The sequence below is a fragment of the Clostridium estertheticum genome (assembly GCF_011065935.2).
Taxonomy (GTDB): Bacteria; Bacillota; Clostridia; order Clostridiales; family Clostridiaceae; genus Clostridium_AD; species Clostridium_AD estertheticum_A.
This window is the reverse complement of sequence record NZ_JAAMNH020000001.1, coordinates 4130015-4142500: the sequence shown is the minus strand read 5'-3', so window position 1 is coordinate 4142500 and position 12486 is coordinate 4130015. Positions and strand designations below refer to the sequence as shown.

Here is a 12486-nt window from a genome sequence, read left to right as displayed (position 1 = left end):
TTCATAAGTGAATGTTCGTTTAACTATTTATTGATTAATAGCGAGACATTTTGCAGCTATCAGTTTAACAAAATTTTCTCGCTTTAGTATAAAATTTATAATTAAAGAAGTAGGGCCTCTTGAATTATCGTAATCATTTCGTCAAGGAGCTCAACCTGTTCAAATTCACCAATACATTGTTTAATAGCAATAGATTTTATTGGGTAAAAAATTATAGCTATCAAATTATCATTTCTAAAATTTTTAATCACTCTTTTCTTTTTCATCTCTTCTAAGAGTATGTTTAAATTATTTATGTTCTTTTGTTCTGAACATTGACTAGCAAGGGCTGGGCAACTTGAAAATTGATCTACAAAATGAAATATTTCTCCATGTTCTCGGATATAGGTATAATAACCTCTAGTGAGCATTTCGATAAGCTCATGTCCATCCATTTCTTTATAAAGTTTGCCAAGTAAATAATCTAAAATTTCTTCAGAATACTCAAGATATATATCTCGTAGCATTACTTCTTTATTCTCATAATAAACATAAACAGTAGCTGGGGAAACCCCTGCCTCTTTTGCAATCTTTGAAATAGAAGTACCATGAAAACCTTGTTCTAGTATTAGCTTAATCACTGCTTCTTTTATGCTCTTTTCCTTTTCGTCATCTTTTCTTCTCATTGGATCACCTCTAATAATTATATAATAAACGACCATTCGTTTATTGTCAATAGGATATTTTATTTTTTATTATTAATTGTTATTAGTATTCGCAATAAATAAAGGCTGACCTATTGCAATTATCTATTGGACTTGCTGTAAGGCTTCATATATAGTGTATGTGGATTATTTTATTAAAGGGAGGAATTAAATGAAAAAGGAAGTTAGTATTAAAAAGATAAGAAGAGATGCAGAATCAAAATGTGTTTGTGGGGCTGTATCAGGGGGAGAACTGGGCCTTGTAAATATTGATGAAGTAAGGTGGTAAAAATATGAAAAGTTTGATTAAAAAAACTCCAGTACCAATAGCGGGACTGATGTTAGCACTAGCGGCAGCTGGCAATTTATTATTATCTTATGGTGCTATGTACAGGAACATCTTTGGAATTGTATCTGCATTAATATTATTGTTACTTATATTAAAGATATCTTTTGATACAAAAGTAGTAGTAGAGTCTTTTAAAAACCCAGTTGTTGCCAGTGTAATACCTACTTTTACTATGGGTTTAATGATTTTGGCAACTTATATAAAGCCCTATGCTCCTTCAATATCCTTTGGAATTTGGTGCTTTGGATTAGTACTGCATTGTTTTCTAATAATTTATTTTACAATAAATTATATTTTTAACTTTGATATAAAAAAAGTTTTTCCAAGTTATTTTGTAGTTTATGTTGGTATTGTTGTTGCAAGTATGACTGCACCTGCCTATAATTTAATTAGCCTTGGAAAAGGGTTTTTCTGGGTTGGTCTTATATCATATTTATGTCTGCTACCTATTGTAATTTACAGGACATTCTTTATTAAGGGAATTCCAGAACCAGCAATGCCAACCATTGCAATATTTGCAGCTCCTGCTAGTTTATGTTTAGCTGGATATTTAGCATGTTTTCCAATGAAAAATAATTTTATAGTAGGCTTTTTAGTTGGTCTATCCCTTATAATGTTTCTCGGGGTGATTTCGTATTTACCAAAGCTTCTGAAAATTAAATTTTACCCAAGTTATTCTGCACTCACCTTTCCAATGGTGATAAGCGCAATTGCTATGAAGCAATTTAATGGGTATCTAGTTAAAATTAAACAACCAATACATATGTTAAAATATTTAATTAAATTCCAAGAGATACTAGCTGTTTTAATTGTCCTTTATGTTTTAGTAAGATACTTTCAATTTCTTTTTCTTGAGAATAAAATCGCAAAGATATCTCAAATAGATAAAAGTATATAAATATATGCAATTAAGAACTGTAGTTAGATTTGATTTATAAATCTAACTACAGTTCTTTTTGTTTTATTTTAAGAAGATTCTACAGTGAATGAAAAAGATTTTCTGAAGTTTAAAAAAAATTTCTAGAACTACTTATAATAGAAGGAAAAGTATTATATAATAGTAGCATGGGAACGTATGTTCTGATAATAAAATAGGATAGTAAAGAGGGTGATATTATATGAGCGCATTAATTTTTCATATCGATGTTAACAGTGCCTATTTATCTTGGGAAGCCACTTACAGGCTTCAACAGGGAGAAAAAATAGACTTAAGAGAAATACCATCTGTAGTAGGTGGAGATGAGGAAAGTAGGCATGGCATTGTTTTAACCAAATCAATACCTGCTAAAAAGTTTAATATCCAAACAGGGGAAACACTATATAACGCTAGGTCAAAATGTCCCAGTATAGTAATTGTACCACCTAGATACTGGCTATACATGAAATGCAGCTTAGCCATGAACCAAATATTTCAAGAATATACTCCGCAAATTCAAAGATTTAGTATAGACGAAAGTTTTCTAGATTTTTCTAACATGGAGCATTTGTATCCAGACTATATGGGACTTGCTGAGACTATAAAAGAGAGAATAAAAAAGGAACTTGGATTTACGGTAAATATTGGAATATCAAATAACAAGCTTTTGGCAAAAGTAGCTTCGGATTTTAAAAAACCAGATAGAATACACACCTTATTTCCTCCAGAAATAAAACAAAAGATGTGGCCGTTACCTGTTGAAGATTTGTTTATGGTAGGTAGAGCTACGGCACCCAAATTGCACAATTTAAATATTAATACTATTGGAGATTTAGCAAATTATGATTTGGAAATTTTAAAGAATAAATTTAAGAGTCATGGGGGAGTAATTTATAATTATGCAAATGGTATAGATAGGTCTGAGGTTAGAAAGAGTAATTACATTGAAATCAAAGGCATAGGAAATTCTACAACTATAGCTTTTGATGTGGAAGATAGTGATACAGCGCATAAAGTACTATTATCTTTGTGTGAAACAGTGGCTATGCGTCTTAGGAATTCTCAGAACTGTTGCAATGTGGTTTCTGTGAGTATAAGAGGAAGTGACTTAATTTCTTATTCCCGTCAAAAAAAAATACAAGTAGCTACAGACTCTACTCGTAAAATATATGAGGTAGCCTGTTATCTATTTGATAATGTCTGGAAGGGCAACCACATAAGGCACCTAGGGGTCCATATTACTGACTTTTGTAGTAATGATTTTTATCAGTGCTGCTTACTTGACGCATTTGATTATGATAAAGATAGTAAGCTTAATAAAGCAGTGGATGAAATTAGGCTAAAGTATGGTGATAAAGCTATACGTCGGTCTTGTTTTCTTCATTCAGGTCTAAGTGCTATGTGTGGAGGCATAGGGGAAGAAGATTATCCACTTATGAGTGCAATGTTATAAGTGAGAGGTAAAAGTAAACAATAAAATCCTTTGGAATTCTAAATAATAGTTATTGACAAGTAACCATTATTTATATATTATTGGTTTATAAGATTAAACTAATAAACATACAGTAAAAATTATTAAAATTAATGAGTGTACAAATTACTACACTAAAAATAGAAAGGAAGTGGGCAAAAAGTGGGAAATAAAAGCGCTTTAGTACTTGGAGCTAGTGGCCTGGTGGGTCAGGATTTAACAAAAATACTTATAGATTCATCAGAGTATAAGGAAGTTACCCTATTAGTACGAAAAAAACTAAATATAAATAGTGAAAAAATTCAGCAAGAAATAGTGGATTTTAACAACTTGGAAAAATATCATTCACTCTTTGATGTGGATAGTGTGTTTTGTTGTCTCGGCACAACAATTAAAATAGCAAAAACAAAAGAAAATTTCAAAAAGGTTGATTTAGAATATCCAATGGCTAGTGCTCAAATTACAAAAGGGGCAGGAAAAGGTAGGTTCTTTGTTATTTCTGCATTTGGTTCTAATGAAAAGTCTAAAATTTTTTATAACAGTGTAAAAGGGACATTAGAAAGAAAGTTAAAAGATATGAACTTGGATACCCTTCACATATTTAGGCCATCAATTCTTATGGGAGATAGAAAAGATTTTAGGTTGGGGGAAAGAATTACACTAGCTTTATGCAAAATACTACCCTTTGTTTTTATTGGCAACCTTAAAAAATACAAGCCTACAAAAACAAAAGATTTGGCTTTAGCAATGTACAAAGCTTCATTAAATGTACATCAGGGCAATTATGTACATGAACCAGAAGAAATAAATAAATTAGCAACTGAAGTTTAGAAAGGATGGGTGTTAATAAAATGCCTAACAAAGAAAAAAGTTTAAAAGTAATGATGATATTTAAAGAGTGTATTCCATTATTCTCGGTCTTATCTGATGAAAAAAGACAAGAAATAGTTCTCATTTTATCTGAAACACCAGAAGGGTTAAATGTAAATGCTATAACAGAAAAAATTGCATTATCAAGACCAGCAGTTTCCCACCATCTTAAGATTTTGAAACAAGCTGGAATAGTGGATGTAATGAAAAAGGGAATAGAAAACTACTATTTTTTAACTCTAAAGGAATCTGTAGAAAATCTAAAGAAACTAATAAGGACTGTTGAAGAAAATTGCGAATTAAAATAATAAAAATTTAGGGGTGGGAGGAATTTAAATGAAAAATATAATATTTGTAGTGAGTGAAGTGGGATATACCTGGGAGGAAGTTATAGTTCCTTACATGGAATTTAAAAAATATGGATACCATGTAGATTTTTCTACCATAACTGGTGGAAAACCAAAGGTGGATCCTTTAAGTATAGTAGTTCGACCAATTATCAATAAAATTGGTTTTGGAATATCTAAAAGTCTATCAACTAATTCTGAAATAGGAAATGAGTTACAAGAGAAATTAAATAAATCCATATCAATTGATGTTATCAATTGTAACAATTATGAAGGAATATTTTTAGCCGGTGGGCATGGTTCTTTATTTGATATGAATAAGAATAAGAAACTGCATAAGGTTATTCTAGAATTTTACAAAAGGGACAAAAAAATTATGTCCATATGTCATGCAGCCTCAACTTTAGCCTTTGTAAATATAAATGGCGTGTCATTGATTCAAGATAAAAAAGTCACAGGGTTTCCAACTTTTCAGGAGCATGCTATATTAAAATTCAAAATGATCCACTCTAGTTTTCTACCTCTACCAATATGGACAGGAAAAGAATTAAATAAATACTCTAAGAAAAGAAATATAGGTATTAAAATATGGGAAGTGCTTAACTCAAATTATGCAGTAAGAGATGGCAATATAATAACAGGGGTAGGACCGAAGGCTGGTAAAAATATTGTAAGAAAAATGGTTGAGAAAGAATAGAAGGGAGCTAAAAAAATACAAATTGTGAAGGAAGATATAAATACCAAATTCATCTGAAAAACATGCATTATCAAAGGACAATTTAATTAAAAAACGAGTAAAATTAAAGAAAATAAATGAAATTTGTAAACTAAAAAAAACAATAGAAAAAAATGTTTAGTTTAGTATGATTAGCTTGAAAAAACGTTGTAATAAATTGTTAATCGTATTACAATTACAATAATAATAAATAATTATAGAAGAAAAGGTAAAATAGTATAAATACAGTTATTATATAGAAATATTTCAAATGAAAAGTTGATAAAGGGGCATAGCCAATGAAGAGTATGGCGAAAAAAAGATTGGGAGATTTACTAGTTGAAGCTAGAAAGATATCTCCAGAGCAACTTAGAAAAGTGCTAATAAAACAGCAAGGCACTGCGAAAAGGATAGGAGAACTTCTTATTGAAGATGGTACTTTAAGTGAAGAAGATATTTTAGAAGTTCTAGAGCAACAACTATCTATAAAAAGAGTGCATCTAGATATGCAAGATATTGAGCAAAAATTTGTTCAAGTAATTCCAGAAAGTATTTCAAAAAAATATAACTTAGTTGCTTTTGGTATGGAGGACAATATATTAAAGGTTGCCATGTCTGACCCCTTAAATATATTTGCAATAGACGATGTTAAGATATCTTCAAGTTTCGATGTTGAAATATATATTGCAACAACAAAAGATATTAAAGATACAATTAATAAATATTATGCTAATCAAAATGCGAAGAAAGCTGCTGAGGATTTATCAAAAGCTCAAGGAACAAATGAAGATAAGGAAGAAAATAAAGCACAATTAGATGATATAAAAAGTGCTCCAGCGGTGAGACTTGTCGATTCTATAATAAGTGATGCAATAAAACTGAGAGCTAGTGATATCCATATAGAACCTTTTGAAAATGCGATAAAGATAAGATATAGAATAGATGGTACTTTGAAAGAGATAGCTAAATATAATAAAGATATATTTAATGCTTTTATAACTCGTATAAAAATACTTGCAGAATTAAATATTGCAGAGAAGCGAATTCCACAGGACGGCAGAATTTTAACAGTTGTAGATGATAAGAAGGTAGACCTACGGGTATCCACTTTACCAACAATTCACGGTGAAAAGATTGTTATCCGGGTACTAGATAGAGAAAATTTCTTAGTAGGTAAAGAAAAACTAGGCATGAATGAAGATGATTTAGAAAAAGTAGAAAGAATAATTAAAAATCCATACGGTATAATTCTGGTTACAGGACCTACAGGTAGTGGAAAATCCACTACACTATATACTTTATTAAGCGAACTTAATGATAATAGTAAAAACATCATAACAGTGGAAGACCCCGTAGAGTACGTAGTAGATGGAATAAATCAAGTAAATGTAAATGTAAAAGCAGGACTAACTTTTGCATCTGGCTTAAGGTCAATTTTAAGACAAGACCCTGATGTTGTTATGATAGGTGAAATAAGGGACAATGAAACAGCAGAAATAGCTACCAGAGCATCTATAACGGGCCATATAGTTCTAAGTACAATTCACACAAACGATGCGCCTTCAGCCATTGTAAGGCTTATAGATATGGATATACAACCCTACCTAGTAGCTAGTGCCATAGCAGGAATTATATCTCAAAGACTTGTAAAAAAAATATGTCCAATGTGTAGTGAAATTTACATAGCAACTGATTTTGATAAAGAAATCCTTGGCATTCACAAAGCAGAAGAATTATTGCTTCACAAAGGCAAAGGCTGTGGACACTGCAACAACAGTGGATATACAGGAAGAATAGGTGTATACGAAATAATGGAAGTAACTCGTAAACACAGGGAATACATCATGCGTAATGCTAGTGTAGATGAAATAAGAGATATATGCATAGAAAATGGAATGAAGACACTAAAAACATCCTGTACTGAGTTAGTGTTGAAGGGGATGACAACCATTCAAGAACTGGTTAAGATAGCATATTTGAAGGAATAAGGGGTGAGTAAGTGATTACTTTTAAGTATAAAGTTATGAACCATCAAGGGCAGAAAATAGAAGGAACATTTAAGGCTAATAGTAAAAATGAAGTGTTAGCCATGATAGAGGATAATAATTACTATCCTATAGAAATTAAAGAAACATTAGAACGTGAGCAGAAGGATTTATTTGAAGCCTTTTCAAAAGTTAAAACAAAGGACTTATACATTTTCTGCAGGCAGTTTCACACTATGATAAATGCAGGCGCTAATATTTCTAATACATTAGATGTTTTAAAAAAACAAGCAGAGAACAAAAAATTGAAGAAATGCTTAAATGAAGCACATGATGATGTGCAGAAGGGGATCTCCCTTTCAGAAGCACTTGGAAAGCATAACGATGTGTTTCCCGATTTACTTATAAATATGATTAACACTGGTGAAGTCAGTGGTAATCTAGATATAATAATGAGTAGAATGGCATCTCATTTTGAAAAAGAAAATAAAATAAACAACCAACTTAAAAGTGCTATGGTTTATCCAATGGTACTAGCGGGCTTATCAGTGGTAGTAGTAGTTTTCCTTTTAACCTTTATAATGCCTACCTTTACAGGAATGTTTGAGGGCTCAGGGGTTCCGCTACCAGCACCCACCAGGATAGTTATGGGGATAAGTAAATTTATACGAACTAAATGGTACATACTAATTGTCGTTATAGGTGGAGTAGTTTATGGTATGAAAACTTATGCTAAAACTCCAGAAGGTAAATTATCACTAGATGGATTAAAATTAAAATTACCAATAATTAAAGATACTACAGAAAAAGTAATAGTATCTAGATTTACTAGAACACTATCTACAGTACTTGCTAGTGGTGTACCTTTGGTACAAGCCTTAGATGTAGTGCAAAAGGTAGTTGGAAATAAAGTAGCAGAGAAGAGCTTAGAAGTGATTAAAGAAAAAGTACTAAAAGGAGTATCTTTAGGAGAGGCGATAGGAGATGAATCACTATTTCCAGTAATGCTACACTCCATGATAAAAATAGGTGAAGAGTCAGGGTCACTAGATGACATATTAGACAAGACAGCAAATTTTTATGATGAAGAACTAGAAGCGTCACTGAAAAGATTAACTACAATGATAGAGCCACTTATGATAATAGTAATGGGAGTTGTTATAGGATTTATAGTTATTGCTATGATGTTGCCTATGTTTGATATGACTAAGACTGTTCAGTAATAGTTTGATTAATATGATGGAACTACAAAATATGTGCAGGGTAATTATAAATATTAGTTAATATGAAAATTTTGTAGTTAAGTCATTATTATATATTTAAAATATTAGATTATAAGGGGGAATTATTAATGGAAGTGAATTTAATGAAAATGGATTTAATGAAGAAAAAGAAGAGGAAAGGATTTACTCTAATTGAACTTATTGTGGTTATTGCGATTTTGGGGATATTGGCTGCAATTGCTATTCCTAGATTTTCAGGTTTTACAGACAAAGCAAAGACAGCCGCTGATCATCAATATGGTGTTTTAATTGGGAATGCGATTACTACTTTATTGGCTGAAGGGCAGATAAAAGGTGATAGTACAAATCATACAACTGTAGTTACCGTGTCTGCTGTAGCCGGTAATACGGGTTCGTTTGCTGCTACTTCTGGAGGAGTTGCAGGAACAGGTGCAGTATTAGGAGCTAATGATTCTAGAGTGACTAATCTTGTAGCGAATAAAAAGACAGCTGGGACTACAACTATACTTGTTACGGTATCTGATGAAGGGGTAGTATCTGTAACTCCATAATTAACACGAATTTAAATCTTGGTGACAGGTACTTTGCATTTGCTTAGCAAATAGTAAGTTCAACCATTTGAGTCGAACAATAGCAAGGATATGACTTCCAGTCATCTCCTAGCACCTCGGGGGAAAAGCGAAAATTTACCAAATGGGATATAAGCGAAAGCTAGAGAAAAATAACAAACAAAAACTTCCAGTTGTTGTTACCACCTTAGGACAGTTAACAATAACTGGAAGTGTATATTAAACATTTCAACTAAATAAACTAAAAAAGAGGTGACCACCAATGTTCAACTCAAAAGTCTTATCCCTAGACATAGGTTCAAAAAACACAAAAATAGTTCTAGGAATTCAAAGTAAAAAAAATGTAATCATTGAAAGAGTCATCACTATGATTACTCCAGTAGGTTGCTATCATGATGGAAGTATTTTAGATATAACTAAATTTAAAAGTGAAATTTTAGATGTGCTGCAAGAAGAAAATATAAAATGTAAAAGTATTATTATCACGACAAAAAGCACATTAATTATAACTAGAGACATTGATACTCCAGTAGCTAAAAAGGAAGATATGGACTCTATAATTAAGTTTCAAATGGAAAAATATTTACCAATTAGGTTTGATGATTATGTAATGCAATATAAAGTATTAGAAGAGTTTGAAGAGGTTGGTGTAAAAAAAGCAAAGGTTACAGTGGTAGTTTATCCTAAAACCATGGCAGATGGATATTATAATTTAATAAAGGGATTAAAGGGCAATGCAGTTGCATTAGATATTAGTTCAAATAGTATTAATAAGTTATTTATTGAAGATATAAAAGTTAACAATGAAAATTACAGTTTAGAAGATACTGTTGCAGTTATAGATTTGGGATATGATTTCATAAATGTGAATATTATCAAAGGTGGGAATGTGCAGTTTACTAGAATTATCACTTATGGTGGTGCTCATATAGATATAGATATTGCTAAGCAATTATCTATTTCAGAAGGAGAAGCAGAAGTGCAAAAGATGGAATGTTGTAATTTAGAAGTAGATTCTCTAAGTGATATACAGAGTTCAATGGTAAACGATATTGCAAAAACACAAGTACGGAATTGGATTCACGAAATAGAAAGATTGCTTAATTATTATAAAAATAAAGAACAAGGAAATAAAGTAGACAAGATATATATTTATGGAGGAAGTTCAAGTCTTAAAGGTATAGAAATGTTTATAAAAGAAGCACTGAACTTACCTGTTATTAAAATACAGAGCTTAAGTAATGTAAACTGTTCTAAAATAAATGCATCTAACGTACACAAATCTAAACTAGATATATTTAAAGTAGATTCATCTAAAGTAGATGTAGAATTAAGCAATTATTTAAACGCTATAGGAGCCATAATAAGACTGAGGTAGGTGAAACTTATGAAGGATTTTAACTTTTTTGCTCCTTATACGGGAAGTAGAAAAGGTTTTAAAAAAGAATATTTATATGCTGTTGTATTATATATAGGTTTAATCTTATTCATAACTTTTACTTATGCCTTTAATTATTTTAAAATAAGTAAACTAAATTCAGAAATAGTGGATATAAAGCAAAATTTAAATTCGAAAGAAAATATTGTTAAGTTAAAAGAAATAGAAAATGAAGAAAAGAAGTTAGCTATAATGAATCAGTACTATGGTATAGTGGTAAATATTAGTGATGACATAAATAATAGTGATTTTGTAGGTAGTAAAGTAATAGATAAAATAAATTCCTGCGTTCCTGAAGGTGTGTATTTTAAAGTGATGACATTAGATGCTAGTGGGGTGAAACTTCAAGCTGAAGGAAAAGATAGAGAGACAGTAGCAGTATTTGAACGGGCTTTAAGAAACTTAGATATTGTAAAAGAGGTTCATATTGATAGCATAAATTCATCATCTAAAGAAAATGAAAACCTTACTTTTAGTATAAATTGTACTTTAAAGGACGTTGATAATTATGAAAGTAACTAAAAGGGAACAAATACTACTAGGAGCTTTATTATTAGTGTTAATTGCTTATGGTTTTTATAATTTTGTTTATACAAAACAAAATCAAAAGATAGTTGAATTAAAAGCTAGTAAAGATACATATTCGCAAAAGTGGGAGCAGGTTAAAGCAAAGATTGCATCAAAAGATAAAAAAAATGAACAAAATACAATTTTAAATGCTAAAATATTTAATGAAACAAATAAGCTATTTCCATCAATAAAGCAGGAAGAAATTATAATGATTTTAGATAAAATGATTAAAGACAGTAATCTTCAAGCAGATGTATTAGGTTTCTCAGAAGTAAGTAGTGAAAGCACTACAGTTCCAGTAGATGCGAGCAAAACTGCTAATAATCAAGACAAAAGCAAAGATGCTACCAATGAATTAGACAAGTTAGTAAGCGCCTTTAATGGTAATTCTAAAAAAGATTCTAATAGTGAAAAAGCAAACACTAGTAATGATAGTACAAGCAGTATTAATTCAATAGTTAGTGGTGCATATAAAATGCAAGTTACACTTAATTTTAAGGGTATGTATGATGAACTTATAAGCTTTATAGAGCAAGTAGAAAATTACGATAAAAAGATAATTATAAATAATATAAACTTAACTGGAGCAACGGGCAGTGAGGTGTCAGGAACTCTTATATTAGAGTTTTATGGTGTTCCTAAACTTAATAATAATGATTACTTTAAATGGGACTATAAAAAACCTAGCGGCAATGGGAATCCTTTTCTTGGATCATCCTCTTCATTACAAGTTAATAATGAAATAATACCAAACAATCAAGAGAACAATCAAGTAAATAATCAAGTGAAAGATGTAAATGGGATAATAGCAAATAAGGCAGAAATCACAATAGCAAAAGATGAAATTAAAAATGACTTTGTTATGACTGCAAAACCTATAACATCTAATTTACACACTGTAACAATTGAAAAGGCAAAAGACGAATCAAAGCAATCATATATTTATTCAGACAGTGAAAAAATAGAGCCAGTGGAGTTTTATTTTACAAAGGTAGGTAGTAAGTATTTTTATAAATATAAAACAGGTATAGAAACATATCCTAAAGATTTTAGCAATTCTATTGAATTTGTACCTAGTGGAGAAAACATAATTTTAGATATAGCTACACAAAAAAGAGGAATAAGCTCAGATTTATCAGGGGTCAATATTAAAATTACAAATGATACTGATAAAAGTCTTGTTGTGAATATTTTAGATGATGACAAAATTAAACCGAGAGTTGAAATACTAAAAGAAAAAGGTGATATTTCGGTTAATAGAAATTACATTTACTATACTAATAAGTAAATGGGAATATTTAGAACTTTAAGGTGACTTTATTGTTAATT

Annotated in this window: 12 protein-coding genes; 11 read left to right on the top strand and 1 reads right to left on the bottom strand. The window is 30.6% G+C overall.

The annotated features are described in order from the left end of the window. Positions 1-101: 101 nt before the first annotated feature. Positions 102-665 carry a TetR/AcrR family transcriptional regulator gene (locus G9F72_RS19730; RefSeq protein ID WP_164958426.1) on the bottom strand — a complete coding sequence of 188 codons (564 nt, stop codon included), beginning with the start codon at positions 663-665 and terminating at the stop codon, positions 102-104. Positions 666-976: 311 nt separating this feature from the next. Here G9F72_RS19730 and G9F72_RS19725 point away from each other — a divergent pair, with 311 nt between their 5' ends. The 11 genes from G9F72_RS19725 (at position 977) to G9F72_RS19675 (ending at position 12445) form a co-directional block, all read left to right on the top strand. Beyond that, positions 977-1930, top strand: coding sequence for a TDT family transporter (locus G9F72_RS19725; protein WP_164958425.1), 954 nt, complete (start codon positions 977-979; stop codon positions 1928-1930). 220 nt (positions 1931-2150) lie between these two features. Then, complete coding sequence (locus G9F72_RS19720; RefSeq protein ID WP_164958424.1) at positions 2151-3401, top strand: DNA polymerase thumb domain-containing protein; 1251 nt, start codon at positions 2151-2153, stop codon at positions 3399-3401. A 180-nt stretch (positions 3402-3581) separates the two neighbouring features. Then, the gene (locus G9F72_RS19715; protein WP_164958423.1) at positions 3582-4250 is read left to right on the top strand and encodes an NAD(P)H-binding protein; all 669 of its coding nucleotides are present in this window, start codon (positions 3582-3584) and stop codon (positions 4248-4250) included. A gap of 20 nt (positions 4251-4270) precedes the next feature. Then, positions 4271-4597 (top strand): ArsR/SmtB family transcription factor, encoded by a 327-nt coding sequence (locus G9F72_RS19710; RefSeq protein WP_224676186.1) that lies wholly within the window; start codon positions 4271-4273, stop codon positions 4595-4597. Between the two features lie 28 nt (positions 4598-4625). Then, positions 4626-5333 carry a DJ-1/PfpI family protein gene (locus tag G9F72_RS19705; protein ID WP_164958422.1) on the top strand — a complete coding sequence of 236 codons (708 nt, stop codon included), beginning with the start codon at positions 4626-4628 and terminating at the stop codon, positions 5331-5333. Positions 5334-5650: 317 nt separating this feature from the next. Further along, on the top strand, positions 5651-7339 hold the full coding sequence (locus tag G9F72_RS19700; RefSeq protein WP_164958421.1) for a GspE/PulE family protein: 1689 nt from the start codon (positions 5651-5653) through the stop codon (positions 7337-7339). 11 nt (positions 7340-7350) lie between these two features. Beyond that, complete coding sequence (locus G9F72_RS19695; protein WP_164958420.1) at positions 7351-8559, top strand: type II secretion system F family protein; 1209 nt, start codon at positions 7351-7353, stop codon at positions 8557-8559. A 143-nt stretch (positions 8560-8702) separates the two neighbouring features. Next, positions 8703-9131 carry a type II secretion system protein gene (locus G9F72_RS27470; RefSeq protein ID WP_187356083.1) on the top strand — a complete coding sequence of 143 codons (429 nt, stop codon included), beginning with the start codon at positions 8703-8705 and terminating at the stop codon, positions 9129-9131. Between the two features lie 280 nt (positions 9132-9411). After that, positions 9412-10527 carry a pilus assembly protein PilM gene (gene pilM / locus G9F72_RS19685; protein ID WP_164958418.1) on the top strand — a complete coding sequence of 372 codons (1116 nt, stop codon included), beginning with the start codon at positions 9412-9414 and terminating at the stop codon, positions 10525-10527. 9 nt (positions 10528-10536) lie between these two features. Beyond that, on the top strand, positions 10537-11109 hold the full coding sequence (locus tag G9F72_RS19680) for a PilN domain-containing protein (RefSeq protein WP_164958417.1): 573 nt from the start codon (positions 10537-10539) through the stop codon (positions 11107-11109). Continuing rightward, entirely contained in the window at positions 11096-12445 is a 1350-nt protein-coding gene (locus G9F72_RS19675) for a hypothetical protein (protein WP_164958416.1), read from the top strand. The genes G9F72_RS19680 and G9F72_RS19675 overlap by 14 nt, the downstream gene beginning before the upstream one ends. Positions 12446-12486: the final 41 nt, after the last annotated feature.